20 protein-coding genes are annotated in these 21,708 nt (G+C 43.5%); 3 read left to right on the top strand and 17 right to left on the bottom strand.

What is annotated here, in order from left to right:
- The first annotated feature begins 26 nt into the window (after positions 1 to 26).
- Positions 27 to 1,247 (top strand): CobW family GTP-binding protein, encoded by a 1,221-nt coding sequence (locus tag ACTQ9T_RS07320; protein WP_440464631.1) that lies wholly within the window; start codon positions 27 to 29, stop codon positions 1,245 to 1,247.
- A 106-nt stretch (positions 1,248 to 1,353) separates the two neighbouring features.
- Here the strand turns inward: ACTQ9T_RS07320 and ACTQ9T_RS07315 are convergent, their stop codons facing one another.
- The 4 genes from ACTQ9T_RS07315 to ubiG form a co-directional block, all read right to left on the bottom strand.
- Positions 1,354 to 1,620 carry a DksA/TraR family C4-type zinc finger protein gene (locus ACTQ9T_RS07315; protein WP_010200867.1) on the bottom strand — a complete coding sequence of 89 codons (267 nt, stop codon included), beginning with the start codon at positions 1,618 to 1,620 and terminating at the stop codon, positions 1,354 to 1,356.
- 152 nt (positions 1,621 to 1,772) lie between these two features.
- A complete protein-coding gene (locus ACTQ9T_RS07310; RefSeq protein WP_415195723.1) occupies positions 1,773 to 2,546 on the bottom strand; it encodes a YciK family oxidoreductase in 774 nt (257 codons plus the stop codon).
- A gap of 225 nt (positions 2,547 to 2,771) precedes the next feature.
- Positions 2,772 to 3,482: an HAD family hydrolase gene (locus ACTQ9T_RS07305; RefSeq protein WP_189583430.1), complete on the bottom strand. Its 711-nt coding sequence runs from the start codon at positions 3,480 to 3,482 to the stop codon at positions 2,772 to 2,774.
- 71 nt (positions 3,483 to 3,553) lie between these two features.
- Positions 3,554 to 4,435, bottom strand: a complete 882-nt coding sequence (ubiG, locus tag ACTQ9T_RS07300; RefSeq protein WP_440464630.1) for a bifunctional 2-polyprenyl-6-hydroxyphenol methylase/3-demethylubiquinol 3-O-methyltransferase UbiG — start codon at positions 4,433 to 4,435, stop codon at positions 3,554 to 3,556.
- Positions 4,436 to 4,860: 425 nt separating this feature from the next.
- Here ubiG and ACTQ9T_RS07295 point away from each other — a divergent pair, with 425 nt between their 5' ends.
- Positions 4,861 to 5,481, top strand: coding sequence for a thiol:disulfide interchange protein DsbA/DsbL (locus tag ACTQ9T_RS07295; RefSeq protein ID WP_440464629.1), 621 nt, complete (start codon positions 4,861 to 4,863; stop codon positions 5,479 to 5,481).
- Positions 5,482 to 5,664: 183 nt separating this feature from the next.
- Here the strand turns inward: ACTQ9T_RS07295 and yjgA are convergent, their stop codons facing one another.
- The 8 genes from yjgA to mazG all read right to left on the bottom strand — a co-directional run bounded on the left by yjgA (position 5,665) and on the right by mazG (position 13,502).
- Positions 5,665 to 6,177, bottom strand: coding sequence for a ribosome biogenesis factor YjgA (yjgA, locus tag ACTQ9T_RS07290; protein ID WP_010200860.1), 513 nt, complete (start codon positions 6,175 to 6,177; stop codon positions 5,665 to 5,667).
- A gap of 210 nt (positions 6,178 to 6,387) precedes the next feature.
- The gene (gene rapZ, locus ACTQ9T_RS07285) at positions 6,388 to 7,347 is read right to left on the bottom strand and encodes an RNase adapter RapZ (RefSeq protein WP_440464628.1); all 960 of its coding nucleotides are present in this window, start codon (positions 7,345 to 7,347) and stop codon (positions 6,388 to 6,390) included.
- Positions 7,348 to 7,397: 50 nt separating this feature from the next.
- A complete protein-coding gene (panC, locus tag ACTQ9T_RS07280) occupies positions 7,398 to 8,318 on the bottom strand; it encodes a pantoate--beta-alanine ligase (RefSeq protein ID WP_440464627.1) in 921 nt (306 codons plus the stop codon).
- 64 nt (positions 8,319 to 8,382) lie between these two features.
- Positions 8,383 to 9,183, bottom strand: coding sequence for a 3-methyl-2-oxobutanoate hydroxymethyltransferase (gene panB / locus ACTQ9T_RS07275; RefSeq protein WP_440464626.1), 801 nt, complete (start codon positions 9,181 to 9,183; stop codon positions 8,383 to 8,385).
- Between the two features lie 76 nt (positions 9,184 to 9,259).
- Entirely contained in the window at positions 9,260 to 9,790 is a 531-nt protein-coding gene (folK, locus tag ACTQ9T_RS07270) for a 2-amino-4-hydroxy-6-hydroxymethyldihydropteridine diphosphokinase (protein WP_440464625.1), read from the bottom strand.
- Positions 9,783 to 12,098 (bottom strand): polynucleotide adenylyltransferase PcnB, encoded by a 2,316-nt coding sequence (pcnB, locus tag ACTQ9T_RS07265; RefSeq protein ID WP_440464624.1) that lies wholly within the window; start codon positions 12,096 to 12,098, stop codon positions 9,783 to 9,785. The genes folK and pcnB overlap by 8 nt, the downstream gene beginning before the upstream one ends.
- A 166-nt stretch (positions 12,099 to 12,264) precedes the next feature.
- Positions 12,265 to 12,639 (bottom strand): ComEA family DNA-binding protein, encoded by a 375-nt coding sequence (locus ACTQ9T_RS07260; protein ID WP_440464623.1) that lies wholly within the window; start codon positions 12,637 to 12,639, stop codon positions 12,265 to 12,267.
- Positions 12,636 to 13,502 (bottom strand): nucleoside triphosphate pyrophosphohydrolase, encoded by an 867-nt coding sequence (gene mazG / locus ACTQ9T_RS07255; RefSeq protein ID WP_440464622.1) that lies wholly within the window; start codon positions 13,500 to 13,502, stop codon positions 12,636 to 12,638. Before mazG ends, ACTQ9T_RS07260 begins: the two co-directional genes overlap by 4 nt.
- Positions 13,503 to 13,802: 300 nt before the next feature.
- Between mazG and ACTQ9T_RS07250 the strand changes: the two genes are divergently transcribed.
- Positions 13,803 to 15,290 carry a phosphomannomutase CpsG gene (locus ACTQ9T_RS07250; RefSeq protein WP_440464621.1) on the top strand — a complete coding sequence of 496 codons (1,488 nt, stop codon included), beginning with the start codon at positions 13,803 to 13,805 and terminating at the stop codon, positions 15,288 to 15,290.
- 95 nt (positions 15,291 to 15,385) lie between these two features.
- On the opposite strand, the gene ACTQ9T_RS07245 is transcribed toward ACTQ9T_RS07250, so the two are convergent.
- The 5 genes from ACTQ9T_RS07245 to ACTQ9T_RS07225 form a co-directional block, all read right to left on the bottom strand.
- A complete protein-coding gene (locus tag ACTQ9T_RS07245; protein WP_440464620.1) occupies positions 15,386 to 16,732 on the bottom strand; it encodes a UDP-glucose/GDP-mannose dehydrogenase family protein in 1,347 nt (448 codons plus the stop codon).
- Positions 16,733 to 16,780: 48 nt separating this feature from the next.
- Complete coding sequence (pgi, locus tag ACTQ9T_RS07240; RefSeq protein WP_440464619.1) at positions 16,781 to 18,448, bottom strand: glucose-6-phosphate isomerase; 1,668 nt, start codon at positions 18,446 to 18,448, stop codon at positions 16,781 to 16,783.
- 3 nt (positions 18,449 to 18,451) lie between these two features.
- Entirely contained in the window at positions 18,452 to 19,324 is an 873-nt protein-coding gene (locus ACTQ9T_RS07235; protein WP_440464618.1) for a UTP--glucose-1-phosphate uridylyltransferase, read from the bottom strand.
- 56 nt (positions 19,325 to 19,380) lie between these two features.
- Positions 19,381 to 20,358 carry a CgeB family protein gene (locus ACTQ9T_RS07230; protein ID WP_440464617.1) on the bottom strand — a complete coding sequence of 326 codons (978 nt, stop codon included), beginning with the start codon at positions 20,356 to 20,358 and terminating at the stop codon, positions 19,381 to 19,383.
- 177 nt (positions 20,359 to 20,535) lie between these two features.
- Positions 20,536 to 21,660, bottom strand: coding sequence for a hypothetical protein (locus ACTQ9T_RS07225; protein WP_440464616.1), 1,125 nt, complete (start codon positions 21,658 to 21,660; stop codon positions 20,536 to 20,538).
- Positions 21,661 to 21,708 lie beyond the last annotated feature (48 nt).

Genomic DNA, 21,708 nt, shown 5'->3' with positions numbered 1-21,708 from the left:
CACTTATGACGATGGTTTAGACAACAATGGCTTTGACCAAATCAACCATGATTCAAAACATACCCTGCACCTTGGTGACAGGGTTTTTGGGCGCGGGTAAAACCACCGTCATCAACCAGCTACTCTCTAGCAAGCCCGCCGATGAGCGCTGGGCGCTATTGATTAACGAGTTTGGGCGTATTGGCATTGATGGTGCGCTGCTAGCAAGTGCGCAAGACGACAATGCTGATGCAGGTAGCATTGCCATTCGTGAAGTCAGTGGTGGCTGTATTTGTTGTACCAGTCAACTGCCCCTACAAATTGCGATTACTCGCCTGCTTAGTGACCATCGTCCGCAGCGTCTTATTATCGAACCCACTGGATTGGCACATCCGCGCGAGTTGATACAACAATTGAGCGCTCCACATTGGCAGACAGCGCTCAATATGCAGGCCGTGATTACGGTGCTGAGTGGCGTGCAATGGCAACAACAAAAGTATCGTTCGCACGATGGTTTTCAAGCGCACGTCCGTGATGCTGATGTCTTAGTGATCAATCGCTATACGCAACTGGATGCAGATGAACTCAAGGCTTTACAAGAGTGGATAGCAATGCTCAATTCTGAGGTGGCTGTCATCTGGACAGAGTCTCTCTCTCGAACCGAAGATAATAGCTCAAATAATACAACTACTTTGAATACCCCCTCGTCAACGCTGATAGCACAGCTGACCAAACCAAGCCATACCATCTCTCAGCAACGTGCTACCGATAAAACCAAGCCTAATCATATTCGTACTTCTTTAAAGCCACTTACTAGACAGCCATTTACTAGCTTGATGTCTAACCGAGCTACAGAGAACGACCAAAGTCTTGAAGACATAGAGGCAGATACCGATCTACCCTACCGCTATCATGAGCAACAACAAGATGTGCTGCTAGGTGGCTGGTGCTTGCCTGCACATTATGTGTTTAACGCTGATGGTCTACAAGAATGGCTGTTAAGACTGCCTAACTGGCAACGTATTAAAGGCTTGGTTAACACCTCTGATGGTTGGTTAAAGATTAATTTTACGCCTGACAGTTTGACTATCACCACGGCGAGCGCCCAAATTGATAGCCGACTAGAGGTGATTTTGCAGTCAGTTATAGATAACGGTGTAGTGTCTAATAAAGCAGAAGTAGAGAATACTCTACCGTTATTATCTTCACTAGATTGGCAGGCTTGCGACAATGAGCTGATGGCGCTGTTGATGGAAGACATGCCCTAGTTACCTATAAAAAGACTCCCTTTTAAAAAATACTACGTTCAAAAAAAAGACCAACGCTACTAAGTAAAATAGTAGTGTTGGTCTTTTTTTAATTAACTTGTACTAATTAACGCAACTGACTGTCTTTACTGCCGCGACGATTAAACAGTTCAGCCGCTCTCGCCTCTTGCTCAAGCTCGGTTTGACAGCCGACGCAGTGCTGCACACCCGGCACGGCAATACGTCGCGCTTCTGGAATCGGATTGCCACACTCATCACAAAATTCTGCACTCTTACCCGTTGGTTGCGCACGCCTCGCGCGCTCAAGCGCATCATTGACCGTCGCATCCATTTGTTCGTGCTCGGCACCATCTTTTGACCAGCCACCTGCCATAATCTTATCCTTTTTGTCTATTATTATTAATATCTTATAAGATAAAAGTCTTTAAGAACAGATAGATGGGGCTTTCTAAGCCCAATTACAACCCGCCAGCGACTGTAAAAAAACATATATAACGCTATGGTTTTTACAGTCATCTTTCTCTGCTAGTCTTTTGGTTGTAAATCTACCACTTGTCCACGTATTCCAATACTGGCGTCACTCATCAAACAAACATAGCCCGCCATAATGTCTTCAGGTGTCTTAAGAGACATAGGATTCTCACCGGGATAAGCGTGAGCGCGCATATTGGTACGAGTGCCACCAGGATTGATACAGTTAAAACGCAGATTCGTCGTATTCTGCGTCTCTTGAGTAAAAATATCACTCATTCCTTCGACGGCTTGCTTGGAGAGCGCATAAGCACCCCAAAACGCGCGAGGGTGCGTACCGACCGTGCTAGAAGTAAAGACGATAGAACCATGATTCGCGTCCTTTAGCAGCGGTAACAACGCTTGCGTGAGCATAAAAGTCGCTGTAAAATTGACCTTCATTACTTGATCAAAAGTATCAATGTCATACATCTCAAGCGGCGTCAATTGTCCGAGCATACCAGCGTTGTGTAATATACCATCAAGCTGACCCACTTCTTTGTCGATAAGCCTTTCTAACTTCTGCATGTCTGCATAGGTTGCACCTTCTAAATTCATCGGTAGCATGGCTGGCTGCTTGCCACCCAAGCTCTCAATTTCATCATAGACATATTCAAGCTTGCTACTCGTGCGACCCAATAGTAGAACCGTGGCACCATAACGGGCGTAGGTTAATGCGGCAACCCGTCCAATGCCATCGCCTGCACCTGTTACCAAGATAGTCTTACCATCTAAACAGTCAACAGGTGGCACAAACTGACGGATATCGTCGTGCGTTAAAGGTTGCATCGCTTTTCCCGTGGCTGCTTGATGGTTCTGTTCGGTCGCCGACTGCTTAACATTGTCGCTCATGATATGACTCACTGCTTGTTATTTATAATCAAAGGTATTTAATTTCAAAAGCATTTATTTTTAGAAGGACTTACTTAAAGGCAACTATTGCAGGTGACCTATTTATGAGTCATTTACTTATAGTTGATGTTCCTATCACGGCTCTACTGATGATTGGTTTGTTTATAGATATTCAAATTTACCTGAAGTAAGCAATAGCTTCTTCAACTGCTCAGGGGTGTCAGTAATATAGTCTGCGCCCCACTTCTTTAGGCTTTTTTGATCTTCAAGTGGAATATAGCCATAAGCGGCCAAAATCGTCGACATGCCAGCGGCATTGCCAGCGTCAATATCACGTATGTGATCGCCGACATAGAGAACACAGCCAGCAGCGCCGCGCGGTATACCGAGTTTCTCTAATGCCATATACATCGGCTCTGGATCAGGCTTGGAACGTGACACATCCTCAGGACAAACTAAGGCTGCACAGCGTTCATCTAACTGCATTTTTTGTAACAGTAGCTCTGCTAGATAGCGCGGCTTATTGGTGACAATACCCCAAGGTACGCCTTTTTTCTCAAGTGTGGTCAACACTTCTTCTAACTCGCTAAATACACAGCTATCAATACAAATATCTGCGGCATAATCATCCAAAAACTGCTGACGAAAACCAAGTAAATCATCTTCGCTAACGCTGTCTTGCCCATTTTGATGCAGCATGAGCTTGACCATGGCTGACGCACCGGCAGAAACTTGTTCTCGAATAAGCGCTTCAGGCGGGGCTTGCCAATCGTTTTCGCGGCTCATTTTACCGATAATTCGTACGAAGTCAGCGGCAGTATCGATTAGCGTCCCATCAAGGTCAAATAAAACGGCTTTGACGAATTGGCTCATAAGGCATACTCTTTTAATTAGTGAGGTGTTTGGTGCGTTAATGATGGGACGATAAACAATGACTTAAGCTATCAAGCCTTTGGCTTTTGTACGGCTATCATATAATTGACATCGACGTTTTGTGCCAGCCAGTAACGCTTGGTTATTGGGTTGTAATGTAGTCCAATGATATCTTGGCGTGTAAACCCAGCAGTAACTGCCATTTTGTCCAGCTCAGCAGGCGTGATAAATTTGGCATAATCATGGGTGCCACGGTCAAGCAAGCGCAATACATATTCGGCGCCAACGATAGCAAACAGATACGATTTAGGATTACGGTTGATCGTCGATAACACACACACACCGCCAGGCGCTAACAGCTCAAAACAAGCCTGCACAATCGAGCTTGGATCAGGCACATGCTCAAGCATTTCCATGCACGTCACCACATCGAACTGACCCGCATGGGTTTTTGCTAGCTGTTCTACTGGGATATGCTGATAGCGCAACGTCTTTTCTAAATTGCTTTGTCCGGCATGAAGCGTGGCCGCTTTTAGGTTTTCAGTCCCTAAGTCTATACCGGTCACATCAGCACCGCGACGTGCCATCGACTCAGACAATATACCGCCGCCACAACCGACATCAAGCACTTTTTTGCCACTCAGACCCATCTCAGCAGTCTTACTAGCGTTTGTACTATCACCGCTATTTTGATAGCCGCGCTTAATATTTTCTTCTATCCAGTTCAGGCGGAGTGGATTGATTTCATGCAAAGTCGCAAACGCGCCAGTATTACTCCACCATTCGCTCGCCAATTTATTAAACTTGTCGACTTCGCTAGGATCCACATTTATCGTCGCAGCCGTTGTACTATCAGCCACAGTATCATCCGTAACCGTATTATTAGTATCAGCATCATCGAAACGGCTGGTCGCTTGATCATTTACAGAAGACGAAGATAAAGCTGCGCTCATAGCATTTTCCTTTAGAGTTATTATCGTATACAGTGCACGATTATATACTTAATATTAGCATGCGAGCGGCGGTTTTGTCGTGAGTACATCGTCACGGATTGTGAATGAGGTTAGCAAATACTTGAACATCATCATCACCGTGTGCTGTTTACTTTATAGTAACTGTTGCGTCAATGGCAATTTCTATCTTTACCTGATTAAAGGTTTCAGTTTTGAAAATCAGATAGTGATAAGTAAGATACCTTAAATAATAGCTCACAGGTTTACAACCGTTAGTTAAGAATCGGGTTCACAACCACACCTATTTTACGTTATTATAGTCGGTACTCTACTGTAGGTTGATTATACTCGACACTTTGTCATTTATACCTTCAAACCCATAGAAACTTCTAAAACTCTCAGTCTCTACCTCTCAAGGAAAAAGTATGAAACGTGTCATTACATTGACTGGTCTGGCTTTCGCCATTGGAATCGCCAGTATGGGCGCACAAGCAGCCGATTATGTCGCCGGAAAAGATTATCGCGTGCTAGACAATCCAGAAAAAATCACCGGTGATGCTATTATTGTGCGTGAATTCTTTTGGTATGGTTGCCCGCATTGTAATGCGCTTAATCCACATATGGAAAAATGGGCAAAAAACAAAGACAAAGATGTGGCATTCTTCAAAACGCCAGCAGCGCTTAACCCTGTTTGGGAAGCCAGTGCCCGTGGTTTTTATTCTGCTCAACTCCTAGGCTATGAAAACAAAACCCATGATGCGTTATTTGATGCCATTCATAAAGATGGCAAAAAGCTGTTTGACCAAGCTTCATTAAGCAAATGGTATGCATCTCAAGGTGTTGATCAAAAGAAATTCAATAGCCTTTATAACTCATTTGCCGTTGGTACAAAAATTGGTCGCTCACAGGCAGGCGCTAAACGTTATCAGCTATCAGGCGTACCAGCTGTTGTGGTACAAGGCAAGTACGTGGTAACGGGTGAAGACGCCAAAGTAGTTAAGGTTGTCGATTACTTAGTTGACAAAGCACGTGCTGAGAAAAAATAAACACAGGCATGTCTACGTTTATGACGTTAATTGTCTTTAATTAAACTGTATTAACGCCGCTAAAAAAGCCAATCACTCATGATTGGCTTTTTTATGTTTAGACTTCGATAAACTTTCTTTTTCGTCTATCTATTGGTATTTGTGCAGATAACCGTTGTAGCGCTATTAGTTGTTGTAGGACAACTATCCTTTTAAATCCGATAAGATTGTCACTTCGCGAATATAGCTGGCCAAATCTTCTTTAGACTCCATCATCAGCTCGTCATCGTGCGTGTGCTTGGCGTATTCGATCCAAAGCAATAACTGATAAAGACTGTTGCGCTCTGAAATTTTATACTGTTTGACAAACTGCTTTAGTGTGCCTTCATCATTGATATTTAGACGTTCGGACCAGCTTTCTATTTTAGAGACTTGTTCTTTTGGGAAAAAGGCATCGAATAAGGCTTTTACCAATTCATGGCGATTTTCTTCGCTGATCAATTTGCCGACTCGCTTGGTCTGTCTAATACGCGCAGTGGCACTGGTGATATCCGCAAGAGCCATCAACTCTGCCATAAAATAATCACTGGCTGGCAGGTTTTTCAGCTGTTTTTTCGACAAGCTGGCAAGTGGTATCGATAACTGTTGTAAGCGCTCATGGGATTTTTTGAGTTCTGTGCGCGAGACGCGCATATCATGTTCTGACCAGTCAATCATAAAAGCGTTCCAAAATAATGAATAATAAAAGTACTAGGGCGTGTCCTCACTCTAAAAACGGCGATAAAAATAAGACAAATTGCAGTCAAACAAGAAAAATAGCGCAGATAATATCGAGATACTAACCAGCTATTTGACGCTGTTTGGCAAAATTTAGCCATTTTTAGCCCGTCAATTAAATTGAGGACATATTCTAATGTTTACCAATAACTACCAACGGTTTTTTTCACGATGTTTCGCCAACACTTTTATAGTGTCTGGCATCGCATCGGCAAGACGACGTTGTAAACTATCGGTAATAAATACTGAGCGGTGCTTGCCACCAGTGCAGCCAATTGCCACTGTCACGGTATGACGGTTATTGTGTAAAAAGTCAGGCAGCCAACGGCTTAAAAACCTTTCGAGATCGTCGGTCATTTCAACCACTTCTGGATAATCTGCAAAAAATTCACCGACCTCAGAGTCAAGACCAGTCAAAGCACGCAGCTCAGGTTTCCAGTGTGGGTTTGGCAAAATCCTAACATCAAATATAAAATCAGCATCAATTGGGCTGCCGTACTTAAAACCAAAAGACAGCAAATTAATGACAATTTGATTGTCAATACCGACATAGGCACGCAACGTGTCTTTGAGCTGATGGATATTAAGCATACTGGTATCAATTGTGATATCAGCATGGCTAGCAATGGGCTCTAACAGCTCGACTTCTTTTTTGATCGCGGCTGGTAGATTGAAAGCGATATGCCTAGCATTATCACTGTCGACATCTTGTGACATCAACGGATGAACACGTCGCGTTGCATTAAAGCGTGCAACCAAGGTGCTTTCTTGCGCGGTCACATACACTACTTCAACAGCCTGCTTACCATAAGTCTGTTTTAGAACGTCATGGGTCTCAGCGAAATTAGACAAGTCAGCGCGCGGGGTACGAATATCGACACCAAGCGCGATGCGTTTGATACCACTGTCTCTGACCAGCTTCTTGGCAGCATCAGGCACCAATGATAACGGTAAATTATCGATAGAATAATAGCCTAAATCTTCTAAGATATTCAATACTGACGTTTTACCTGAGCCAGAACGCCCTGACACGACTAAAATGCTCAGCCGCTCATCGTTCGTTACAGCCACCACTTCTTGCTCTATTTGCTTACTGTCGTTTGCATCCATGATCCGTCATCCTAGTCCATTGCATCCAGCAAATTACTACGTCACAACGGCTAATGTACCGTCACTAATTGGTTGTCTAACAATCGTGCCCGTCCTAGCCAAGCAGCGACTAGAATCATTAAATGGCTACTTCTACCATTACCGTTTGCTTCACTACTATCACTAGTATCAATAGTCCCTAGCTGGTCAGTTTTTATTTCTAGATAGTCGATATTGAAGCCAGCATCGCTAATACGCTGATACGTTTCTGCTAGTAATACGTCAAACCCTTGCATGCCCTGCTTATTACCCGTTAACTGCTGTGCTAGTTTCTGTGCTAGGCGTTGCAGCTCCATATGAAGTACGGGAGCTGTTTTGCGCTCAGCGGCGCTCAAGTATTGATTGCGTGAAGACAGCGCCAAACCGTCGGCAGCACGAACAATAGGTGCACCCACAATCTCAATGGGATAGCTCAAGTCGCGTACTAACTGTTTGATAATCGCTAGTTGCTGGTAGTCTTTTTGTCCAAATACCGCCACATCAGGCTGCACGATATTGAATAATTTAGAGACGACAATACCAACACCATCAAAGTGACCAAGACGTGATTGACCACATAGTTGATTGGTAATGGCACCAGCAAGAACTGAGGTCGATGGTGGCAATACCGGGTACATCTCATCGACATTGGGTGCAAAAACATAATCTGCACCAACCGTTGCTAGCTTAGCGACATCTTCATCCAAGGTGCGTGGATAACTATCAAAATCCTCTCCTTCCCCAAACTGGGTAGGATTGACAAAGATACTCACCACCACAATATTGGCATGCTGCTTAGCAATGCTTACCAGCTCAAGATGACCTTCATGCAAATTGCCCATCGTTGGTACTAAAGCAATACGCTGAGTGCTATCTGGTTTATCATTTCTTTGACCACGATAAGGCTGTAGAGCGGCGCGCAACTCTGAAATCTGCTGATAAATGATTGGCATCGTTAAATATTCTTCTACTGATAATCGTAAAAACCAAAAGACTCGTTAAGACTGGCTAAAAAAATTAGCTAAATTGGTGCTGCTCGGCTGGAAAACTGCCGTCGCGCACTGACTGCTGATAAAGGGCAAAGGCGCCTTCGATACTGTGCGTACTATTGCGCTCATCAGTTAAAAAGTCATGAACGAAGCGCGGTACTCGGCCATGAGCCATGCCCAGCATGTCATGCATGACCAAGACTTGACCATCCGTATCTGCGCCAGCGCCAATGCCGATCACTGGTACTGTAACCGCTTCCGTAACCGCTTTAGCAAGCTCAGCAGGTACGCATTCTAATACTAAAAGTGCGGCACCTGCGGCAACTACCGCTTTGGCATCAGCAAGCAACTTATCAGCTGCTGCGTCACCGCGACCTTGGATTTTATAACCGCCAAACACATTGACTGATTGCGGGGTCAAGCCAAGATGGACACAAGTGGGCGTACCTGCTTGCGCCAATGTAGTCACCAGTTCACAAAGCTCACTACCGCCTTCGATTTTAATCACATGCGCGCCAGCTTGCATCAATCGACGGCTGTTAGCGACCGCTTCTGGCAAGGTCACATAACTCATAAACGGCAAGTCGGACAATATCAGTGCGTATTTATTGCTACGGGCAATATTGGCTGTATGATAAGCCATATCATCGACTGTTACGGGCAAGGTGGAATCATGGCCTTGTACCACCATACCCAAACTATCACCGATCAAAATGGTATCAATCTGCGCCTTGTCCATCATGCGTGCAAACATCGAGTCATAGCACGTTAAGCAAGTAAACTTGGTGCCGTCTTTTTTGAATTTATTTAAAGTAGATAACGTCGTCATATGACCCTCGATTAATCTTCAATGCCTTTAGTTATAAATACCTTTAACTATTATCGTGCCTATGATCCAAACTTTATCAGTCGCTTGATAATAATTTTAACCCTGTCCAATCTTTACTAGATGGATAATCATCTATCGATATACCATCAATGATGAGCGCTGAGGCTAACTCTCGCAGCGGTAACAAGACAAAATTACGCTCAAGCAGTCCAGCATGCGGTATGGTTAGCTGCGGCTCGGTAATTCGCGTGTCACCATATAACAAGATATCGACGTCCAGACTACGCTCACCCCAACGTCGTAAGCGTGCCCGCTTAGCCTGCTCTTCTAGCTGCTGACAAAATGCGAGCAACTCAAAGGGGGGCAATATCGTCTTAAAACCAGCCACTGCATTAACGAAGTCAGGCTGATCTTGTGGCCCCATAGGCGCTGACGCATAAAATGAGGAAGCTCTAACCTCGCGTATCTGCTTATGCTCTCGCAACCCTTGCAATGCCTGCTGCAAATGCTCTGTAGGTGAACCCAATTCATTGGTTAGATTGCTACCCAAGCCCACATAGCAGGTTACCCAATTAACATTATCCGCATCGTCAGCAATACTAGACATTATCAGTACTGGGCTGGCGACGGCGACGTTTCGATGGTACAGGGCCTTTATTGTCGCCCATTTGATTGTCGCTCACTTGACCGGCCAACGATTTGCTATCAGCATTTTGACTGTTCTTAGTAGATCTAGCCTCTGCTGCTTTGGCTGGTTTTTTAGCTTTCGCAGATACAGTCGCTTTATTGGTTTCTGTCTTATTCCCTGCCGTCTTAGTTGCTGCAGGTTCTACTGTTTTTTTAGCTTTACCAGTAGATTGAGCTGCTGGCTTAGGTGCTTTTTTGGTGTACTTCGCTTCAGTTTTATCGGCGTTATTAGCAGCTACTTGCTTCTCGGTGCTGTCAGCAAGATTAGTATTGCCTACACTTGGCTGACGGCGACGGCGTTTATGCGGTATCGGCTCATTGTTCATAGTGACGAGCGCAGGCGTTCTTGCTACCGAACGGGTAGGATAGGCATTAGCAGCAGGTGACGTAACCTCTGGCTGTTTATCCTTATTTGAGCGATCAGCCTTGCTATCAGTTTTTGCATTCTGATCATGTAGATCTTTATCAGCTGATGCGTTCTTAATAGCTGACTTTTTCTGCACAGACTCTGGACGTTGCTTAGGCTTATCAGCAGGTGATAGCTGCTTTTGTAATGGCGGAACGACGTTTGCGTGCTCGATAACAAACAATGGCGCAGGCTTAGAGTGATGGCGTTTATTTGCATTTTGACTACTGGTATTAGCAAGAGACAACTGCTGTAGCTGAGCAAGCTCATTACTGTCTTGTTTTACCTGCTGCAAATCATGACCTTTATCTTTATTACCACTAAACTGCTTGGCAGGAGTAGATTGGCTGGCAGCACGGCGACGGCGTGAGGGGATATTTGACGAATCATTTACCACGGCTTTTTCATGACCATTTTTCTCAGTACTGTGATTTTCAATGCTATGTTTTTCAGTGCTATGCTTTTCAGTGCTGCCATTGGCTTTGCTACGCTTAGTGTTGTTTTGATTAGACATCGATTCATCCACTATATTTGATTCCGGCTTTTGACGATTACGTCCGCGCCCTCGCTGCCCTTTCTTATAGGCACCGCGACGAATATTTTCATCGAAATCATCAATCGCTTGCTCTTGCTCTTGTTCAGACAAGGTTTGATACGTTTGCCACCAGTCGCCCATATCATTGGTCGATTCGGATAGCGGATGCTCAGCATCACCGCACTGTTCGCGCAATAGTAAAAAGTCAAAGCCCGCACGGAAGCGTGGGTGCTCAGAGAGCTGAACGATTTGTTTACTACGCGGAGCCGCTAGTTTTGGCTGCAATATCCAAATATCACGGATAAACTGCTCTGCAAATTTAGGAATAGCGGTCTTGATGCGTTGACGATCAATGACTTTGCCGGCCGCATGCATCTGCGCTTCAGCAAATGGCATATTGCGCTTTTTGGCTTTTTCTAACTGATGCAGGTAATTTTCCCATAGTATGGCTGCGTAGAAAAATGCTGGGTTGATGCTTTTGCCTGCCGCGATACGTTTATCCGTATTGATGGCCACTTGTTTTACTAAAGGACTGGGCTCAGATGGCGGATAAATAATTAAGCTATCAATCGCACCTGATTCAAACAATAACGGCAGCAATGGCACCAGATAGCCACCCGTAAACATTTTCTGCGTTTCATCATAGAGACGATGCGGTGATATTTGCTCAAGCAGCGCCCAATTACCATCATGAAATTGCTCAGACAATGCGTCATCAAACTCAAAACCGAGCTTGGCTTTAAAACGTAACGCCCGTAATAAGCGTACTGGATCTTCTTCAATACGAACCGGCGCATGACCTAAGAGACGAATGATTCTATTATCAATGTCTTCAAGCGCACCGCAAAAATCATGAACCACACCTTTAAGTGGCTGATAATAAAGCGCATTGATAGAAAAATCGCGACGAGAGAAATCTTGCTGGATATCGCCCCAGACGTTATCACGCAGGATCATACCATCTTGATTGGTGGTACCACTGCTGGTGGGCGGGCCACGGAAGGTAGCGACCTCAATCAGCTCACGGCCTGAATATACGTGCGCCAACTGAAAGCGGCGACCGATAATACGGCAGCGCTTGCCAAAGACGTCTTTGATCTCATGCGGCTTGGCATCAGTGACAGCGTCAAAGTCTTTTGGACGTAAACCCAATAAGGTATCGCGCACGCCGCCACCGACGATATAGGCGTCAAACCCAGCTCGGGTCAAGGTGGCAATTACTTCAGTAATGGAATTGGGTAATTCAGATTTATTCAGTTCTAACTGCTTGGCGGCACGCTCGGCCATGCATCTACTCCTCGCCGGTATTCTTTAACCACCCCTGACGAACACAGCGTTTATCAGGCGGATGTACTCACTAGTTTAACAAATTTTGCGCGCGCTGGGTGCGTTATGACATGTACTTACGTGCTATTTTGTCAATATTAGGGTTAATTAATGCAAAACACGGCCATTAATCCTGCACACTTAAACGTCTTCGATTTTTCTCAACTGTTTTTGCACCAATACCTTTGACCTTTGCTAACTCATCTACTGTCTTAAAACTACCGAACATTTCACGATATAAAATAATCGCTTGGGCTTTGCTACTACCAATACCATTTAGTGAAACCAGCTCGCCTTCGCTGGCACGATTGATATTCACGGTATATTGCTCACGCGCTTGAGTGTTGGCATTTTCTTGCGATAAGAGATAATCGTAAGCCCTTTGAGGATTGTCAAAACAGGGTGCAGCATTAGCATTGTTAAGCATCAGAATAGCCAAAACATGACCTAAAACAGCAGTCTTGACTAAACCGATAAACGAGACTTTAGAATAAGCGTTCATGATGATCGTTCATATTGTTTCGCCGCTTCCCACAATGCATCCATTTCTGTTATGTCGCTGTCTTCTAAACGCTTGCCAGCTGCTGCCAGTTGCGCTTCAATATAGCCAAAACGTGACTTAAATTTGTGCACACACGTCAGCGTTGCTGCTTCTGCATCAAGGTTCAATTTACGCGCGACATTGACCAGCGCAAACATACAATCGCCCAGCTCCTTTTCAACCTCTCTGATATTTGTTTTGACCTCAGTTTTAGATTTATCCGTCAGCTCATTTTTTAGCTCGGCAATCTCTTCATCTAGCTTATCAAAAGCACCGCTAACGCCTTCCCAATCAAATCCAAGTTTTGATGCCTGATTTTGTACATCTTGTGCTTGCATGAGCGCACTGCCCGCTTTGATATTGTCTAGACGACGTTTGGGTTTACCGCGTGCCTCGCGCGCTTGCTGCTCTTCCATTTTAATCTCATCCCAACGTACCTTTACCGCTGCGTCATCTTCAAGGGTTTCAGCTTCAAACACATGCGGATGACGACAAATAAGTTTCTCTTGCAAAGTAGTAATAACATCGCTCATATCAAAGCGACCTTGCTCCGCATACATCTGGCAATGGAAAACAACTTGCAGCAGCACATCACCAAGCTCGCCTTTGATATCCTCATCATCCTCACTCTGTACCGCTTCGCCTAGCTCATAAGCTTCTTCGATCGCATAAGGAATTAGGCTGTGATTGGTTTGCTTTTTGTCCCACGGACAGTTAACACGTAGCCGTGCCATCAAAGCTAATAAATCGTTTAATTCACCACTGGCAGTTGGCGTTCCTTGTACTGGTGCAGGCGCTGCTATTTTATTGTCTTGATTGCTCATGAGGGATACTCTTACACTTTCGTTTGTTATTAGATATAGTCAGGTCAATATAAAAAAGAGACAGCGTGACTAGTATAAATTTTTCGTAGCCTCTGTCTGCGTAGGTACAGCAAGCAAGAAAATTTTGTGCCAGTCACGCATCATAATGTCGTGTAACCATTTTATTTAGTATCGACTATAAAATTACGTTAAGTTCATAACGATTTTCTCGTTAGTGTAGCATTGAACGCTTATTAGCTTATAATTGTGTTGTCCATCTCATTATTTTATTACTGCTTTAGCATAAGGAATTTTATCATTATGTCTACGTCTGCGACCACTAGCTACCAGCCAGCGACTGAATTCAACCCTATTATTATTGATTCATTCAAAGCTTACGATATTCGCGGCGAGCTGGGGGTAAATCTAAATGAAGACATCGCTTACCGTATTGGTCGTGCCTTTGCACAGATTTTATCTCAGCGTTATAGTGCGGCGGTTGAGGCTCATGACAATGATATGGCAACTCTAAAACCTGCCATCGTTATTGGTAGCGACATTCGCCATTCAAGCGAGCAATTAAAACAGGCGACCATCGCTGGTATTGTAGATGCTGGTGTTGACGTGATTGACTTGGGCATGAGCGGTACAGAAGAGGTGTATTTTGCCACCAGTCATTATCAGGCGTTGGGTGGTATCGAAGTCACTGCCAGTCATAACCCTATTAATTATAATGGCTTAAAATTGGTTAAAGAACACTCAAAACCAATCAGTGCTGATGATGGTCTGGCAGAGATTCAGGCACTGGCAGAGTCTGGGCAATTTACCACTGAAAACCGATCAGGAACATTGCAGTTATTAACTGATAAAAGTGCGTATATCAATCATGTCATGACTTTTATTGATACTGATAAACTCAAACCGCTTAAATTAGTGATTAACTCAGGTAATGGCAGTGCGGGACCTGTGGTTGATTTATTGATTGAAAAGCTTGCACAAGCTGGCGCGCCAATTGAAGTGATTAAACTACACCATACACCGGATGGTAGCTTCCCCAATGGCATCCCCAATCCTATGATTGAAGCCAATAGAGTCGCAACCCAACATGCTGTTTTGGAAAATAAAGCTGACCTTGGTATTGCTTTTGATGGCGACTTTGACCGCTGCTTCCTATTCGATGAACATGGTGAATTTATCGATGGTAGCTATGTTGTAGGCATGCTTGCACAAGCGTTTTTAAACAAATATCCAAATGAGTCAATCGTCTACGATCCGCGTGTCATTTACAATACTGAAGCAGTGATTAAGGAACATAACGGTAAGGCTGTCATCAGTAAATCTGGACATTCATTTATTAAGCAAGTCATGCGTGATTCTGGCGCTGTTTATGGCGGCGAGATGTCTGCACATCACTATTTTCGTGACTTTTTCTATTGCGATAGCGGCATGATTCCTTGGCTGTTAACGATTGAGCTATTATCTATCACCGGTAAAACCTTGTCAGAATTGGTCAGCGGCTATATCAAAGCTTATCCAAGTTCAGGCGAGCTTAATTTTCGTCTCACCACTCATGATGCGCCAATGATTATTAGCGCTATTGAGGACAAGTTTAGCAGCGAAAATCCGACCAAATCAATGCTTGATGGCTTGAGCCTTAACTTTGGCGAGTGGCGCTTTAATCTGCGAGCTTCCAATACCGAACCGCTTATCAGATTAAACATCGAAAGTCGTGGTGATAAAGAACTGCTGGCTATTAAAACTCAAGAAGTTCAACAGTGGCTAGCGGCACAAGGTGCTGTCCCAGCATAAATTAATACGATTTAATACGCCCTACTTAAAATCAAAAAAAAGCTCGCTGATTATTATTAGCGAGCTTTTTTAGCAATAGAAAAACTTGAATAGAACTATTTAGACCGACCAATACCCAAATAGTCACCCACTAAACTATCTATCTGCGAGCGTGTCATTACATTTTGTGCATCAAATACTGGCATCGCCTGTTGATTAAGCTTGGCAATATCTAGTTGATCTTGTGGCGACCAACTAACGATAAAAACAGCCTGTGCGGCATTTAGCTGCTGATAAGGAGTATTAATCAATTGCAGTAATGGTTGCTGCTGATAAAGCGCGGCAAGTTCATCTTGTGCTTTATCGCTATACACCAAAGTACGAATATTATAAGACCACAGCAATGCTAGTAATGGATGTATGGCTGAGCCTGCAGTACGTCCAGAGCCTGATTTATAACTACCGCCCCAAATCATCACCGTTTTGTTATCAATAAAGCCATCAAAATATTGCCAAAATTTACGGAATATCAGCTCTTTTTGGTCTTCATTGATGTGCATGACTGACTGTAACAGCGGCATATCTAAACTATGACTCACGCTCGACTGCTGTAATTTAGCCAGCTCGGTCGGCAATGTATTGCCTCCAAAGCCCCAGCCTGCTTGCAGATAGCTGCTGCCGACACGCTCATCTAGCCCCATAATACGACTGACTTGCTTGATATCAACCTGCTGACTATCAGCCAAGCGTGACATCTCATTCATAAAACTCACTCGCGTCGCGAGCATTGCCATGATACTGCTACGGGCAAATTCTATCGTCGCAATATCAGCGTAATGAGTGGCACGCGCATGCTGCATTAACGGCTTAAATATCTCTAGATGCTGGCTACTGTTGGCTGTTTTTTCACCGAGTAACCACAATGCAGGGTTCAACATCGAGCTATAAGCATCACCGTCTTGCAAGAATACAAACGGCACATAATATACCCACGCGCGCTGCAAATTCTGAGCGAGTACTGAGACAATCCCTAGTTTCTCAATACCACTCATAATCACAGGCAGCGCCTGTTGATGGCTGTGGTTGAATGCGGTAATCCAGCTGGTTTCTGCCCATACTGGCTTGATACTGTCTAAAAACAACCAATAAAGTGCCACAATGCTCTGAGTATCCGCTTCGTCATGACCTACTGATTCATAGCCTTTTATTAATGTATCAGCACTATCTGGCAACGCTTTACTTAGAATGATTTGCTGCTGCTCATACATTTGCCACAGCGCTTGCAAGTGATGCTCAAAGCTATATTGCTGCAACTGCTGCTCTAGCATCGCTACGTCTGCATATAAATGAACAGTCTGACCCAAGCTTGCCAGCACTACGGCACTGGTAATGGCTTCAATACTATGACCAACGAGCACGCAGACGGACGGTTTTTTACATTTATGACTCAGTTCATCTGACATAGAACGACCTTTCGATATGTTTATATTAATATCAGTATGCGAGTAACGTTAAGACCAACGCTTGATATGCTTTAACAGTTGATCAGTAGAGGTATCAAATTGACCGCTTACCTCTTGCTGCATGGCTTGATGTACAGATTCTGCCATCTGCTTGCCCATCTCCACGCCCCATTGATCAAACGGATTAATATCCCAAATGCTGGCCATGACATAGACTTTATGCTCATAAAGTGCAATCAGTGCTCCCAAACTGTGCGGCGTCAGCTCATCGATCAGCAGCGTGGTTGACGGCTGGTTGCCACGGTAGTATTTATATTTTTCCGCAGCAGACGCTACTTGTACCTCAGACTCTTGGAGCGCAGCATTACCAAAGGCCAGCACCCGACTTTGTGCCAAACAGTTGGCTAAAGACAGCTCATGCTGCTGTTGCAATGGCGCGTTTTTCATCTGACCACTATAGCGACGCACACAAGCAATAAAGTCACAAGACACCTGCTGTGTGCCTTGATGTAGCAACTGATAAAACGCATGCTGAGCATTGGAGCCAATTTCACCCCATAGAATCGGGCAAGTATCATAGTCAATATGATCGCCATGTTGGGTGACAGACTTACCGTTACTTTCCATCTCCAGCTGAGTTAAGTAGCTTGGCAAATAGCTGAGACGACCATCATACGGTAATACCGTATGGGCATTCACCTGTAAAAAAGTACTATTCCAAACAGCAAGCAGCCCTAATAGTACTGGCAGGTTCTCTGAAAAATTAGCTTGCGCAAAGTGCTCATCCATACTATGCGCACCAGCTAATAATGCTTTAAAACCAGACATACCAATACGAATGGCAATGGCCAGTCCAATCGCCGACCATAAAGAAAATCGACCGCCAACCCATTCCCAAAGCTGTAGCTGATGCTCTGGATGAATACCCCACGCACTCATTTTTTCACTATTGGCCGATATGCCAATAAAGTGGCGACGTAGCACACTGTCTTCCGTACCAGCACGCAGCTTGGCAGTGGCAAGTAGCCATGATAATGCTGTCTTAGCATTAGATAACGTATCAACCGTGCCAAAGGATTTGGACGAAATAATAAACAAGGTGGTCTCAGGATTAAGATGCTTGAGCAAATTATCAAGCTGAGTACCGTCCATGTTAGAGACGAAATGTACTTCAATCTCGGTATCTGCCCACTCATCCAGCGCGGTAGTCGCCATCAGCGGTCCAAGATCAGAGCCACCAACGCCAATATTAACCACATCCGTGATGGCTTGACCCGAAAATCCACGCCATGTACCGTTGCGGACACGTTCAGATAAGCGCGCTACTTGTGAAAGACTATGATGGACGTCAGCAACGACATTTTGGTCACCAATTTTCAGCTCTGCCGTCTCGGGCAAACGTAGTGCCGTATGCAAGGCTGCTCGCTCTTCACTGGTATTCACCATCGCGCCTTGCATGAGTGCATCAATCCGTGTGGACAGTTCACAACTATCTGCTAGCTGTAATAGAGTTGCCAGCACCTGCTCATCGATACATTGCTTGCTATAGTCCATATATAGCGCGCCAGCTTGCATACTAAAGCGCTCAGCACGATTATCATCTTGCGCAAACAAGGCTGACAGTGACCATGGCTGCTTAGCAAGCGTTTGTAATTGCTGCCAATATGTAGAGTTTCGAGCACTGTTGTAAGCGTTATCGCCCTTTATCTCATCCATCAGCTATTCATCTTCTGCTAATTGCTGCTGGGCAAAATAGATAAACGCCTGCATATATGAACGCATGTCACCAGCATCATAGCTGTCACCTCGCATGGTCGTGACGTTGACGCCATATTCACTAATCAAGGCATCGATAGCATCCGTCAACTGAATTTCACCACCGACCGAGGCTTTGGTATTGGTCAAATAGTCAAAGATTTGATTGCTAAAGACATAACGACCAACCACTGCTAATTTAGAAGGTGCATCGGCTAAGTTAGGCTTTTCTACAAATCCTGCGACTTTAAAGCTAGTATTAGTATCTGATTGCTCATCAATCTCAATAGCGTCGCTCAGCTTAGCAATACCATATTTATGCACATCTTCATCGGCAACATTATCAACCAATATCTGTGAATGTGCATCGTTGGCAAAAGCATCAATCATAAAGGCTAAATTATCATTAGTCATATCGCCCGTAAACGGATCAAGCACAACGTCAGGTAATAATACAGCAAAGTCATGCTCGCCAATGATCGGGCGAGCCGCGAGTACCGCATGACCCAAACCTAATGCCTTGCCTTGGCGTATCATAGAGACTGTCACATCGTCTGGTAACCAGTTTAAGCTATCCGCCAGCGCGTCTTTACCTTTTGCTCTAAGCTGACTGTCTAGCTCAGCATTGATATCGAAGTAGTTTTCAATCGCACTTTTTTGTGCATGGCCGACTAGTACAATATGCTTGATACCAGCAGCGATTGCCTCTTCGACCACATAATGAATAGCGGGACGATTACCTAGTGGCAATAGCTCTTTTGGCACAGATTTAGACAATGGCAACATACGAGTGCCAAAGCCTGCAACAGGTATAACAGCGTGAGTGATTTTTTTCATAGTATGTTAGCTATATTAAGAAGATATAAGGAAATACAATATATGCTGATAAGGAGCTATAAATCAATAAACTCTACAATCCGTTTAATCCATTGATCATAATTATAATTTTGTAATACATGGTCACTGGCGTAGCGCATCATCTCTGTCTGCTGTTTAGTATAACTTCTAGATAATTGTGCAAATAATTCATCTGCTTGCTCTTTACTATCAATGACTTCACACATACCTTCAAAGCGGGTACTGACCGACAAGCTAGGATTGGTCACTGCTAGTCGTCCACAAGCCATAATCTCAATCAGACGACGGGAAAACATACTTGGAGAGTCAGTCACAGTATTGACATTGAGGCAATGTGAATAATTCCTAAATAGTTCACCTGTCTTGTCATAAGGTACCGCAGGCTTGATAGTCATGTTCGGTAGCTCTGGATAACGATAGACATCTGACTTACGGTCAGAGTTACGGTCTACGATAGTCAGTCCATAAGGAGAAGCGGCCGTAAATGCCATATCTTGCCACTGTTGCCGTGCATTATGTATGTGGTGACTATAGCTACCAACAAACAAACTTTCGTTATAACGTGGTGGCAACGCGGTAGGATAATGAAACTTAGGCTGGACTGCAAAAGGCAGAACCCCTACTTTTACGCTCTTACCTAATATAGCGCGGTAACGCTCGACACAGTTTTCATCAACTGTCAGTATATATTTGAATAAACTGGCAGAATCGATAAAACGGTTAAAGTGAGCACCATCTTCTTTATTCCAAAAAACTGCTGGAATATTGTACTTATCTGCCATCTCTAAGAGTTTACGTAGTTCAACATTACTGCGCTCAGGGTAATCAGGATAATTGGCTATTTTATAACGCCATTTGTCTTTGTGACCGCGCCAAACAGATTCAACAAGAATAAAATCGGGCTTATGACGGCGTTTGAATTGATAATGCCAATTTTTGTGAACTACTTTTACAGCCCCTATTAGATCTAGCGCTTGCGAGGTTAATTCATCACTGATCAATGCTATTTTCAAGAAATATCTCTCAATTCTACATATTTATGTGGTAATTTTAGCAATTATTGAATCAGATAGGGGATTGCCAGCATGTTAAAAAGCGAACGCGTATGGTTACTAAGAAATAATGAACACAGGTTTTAGGTTATTAACCCTACAAGACGGATCAGTACTCTGAAATATTCATTTATATAATCAATGTAGTTGCAGTGCTATTTGTTTAGAGCTTTTATTAGCTATCATTTCTGATAATACCTTTAAAATAACATCTTCACTCGGGGCTATATGTCCTTTCCCCCATTTCTTTAACCAGAAAGTCAAGGTTTTAACTTCACCACTTATAAAAGTGTATTCATCTACATTTTCCACTTCTAAAGCTTTCATTAAAGGTTTAGCATGCTTTTCAATATGGTGTGTATCACCTGTATTTTGTAAAAATAAAATGTTATCTGATTTCTTCAGTTTACGATAAATAGATATTAGATCATGAGAGACACCTATACTTTCTAGATTTTTATACAAATCACTTTCAATAGTATGTGAAGAATAACAGCTCTCAATATAACGTATTACTTCTTGTTTCGTATATTTGGAAATTGAAGTTTGAGGATTCCAAACAGCTACATTTACTACATGTGACATCTCAGCTGCAATATTCAAGGCTGCAAAACCTCCACCTGAGCCACCAAAAAGTGTTAACTTAGTGTCGAACTTTTTTACAACCATATCAAGTATATTAGCAAGTTGTTTAGGAAGATCCTTAATACTCTCATTACCTGCGTACCAACTTAAAGCTAATGAGTTCGATAATGACAATGAAGGATCCGCAATTGCAACTAGGGGCATATCTAGTTTCTTAGCAATCTTTAGGCCAGAAAAAAAAGGAGCTTGCTTAAGATGCCTACTGCCTATAGCGGCTGAAAAGCAGACCAGTATACCTTTATCTAGGTTTAGACTATCAAAGTTATGAAATAAGATATCTATAGAGCAGTTGCTCAGTTGCAATTGATGTAGACCATCTAAATTATTTCTAGCATTCATAAACGAATCAATGCTAGTCTTAACTATTCTAGTTCGCCATCGGTCAATATTGTATGGCTGTAAGTTAATAGCTAATTTTTTAGAACTACAGCTCTGAACCTCAGCAGAATCTATTTCTCGAACAAAGCATTTGACATGAAACCTACCTACTCTATTACCAATATCAAATAGTACTTCTGTATATTTAGAATAACCTCTTTTTTCATCAATAAAGCCATCCTTGTATAGAAAAAAAGCATACTCATATTTAGAAAAATCAAAGAGTAAATTATCTATCAATAGCTTTCCTAAGACTTTATCTTCAAATATTGATATATAGTCAGTCTT

Origin of the sequence: Psychrobacter sp. ASPA161_6, assembly GCF_051970285.1 — a bacterium.
In the GTDB taxonomy this organism is placed as follows: domain Bacteria; phylum Pseudomonadota; class Gammaproteobacteria; order Pseudomonadales; family Moraxellaceae; genus Psychrobacter; species Psychrobacter glaciei.
The sequence above is the reverse complement of the archived record's forward strand: the minus strand, read 5'-3'. Positions and strand labels throughout refer to the sequence as shown.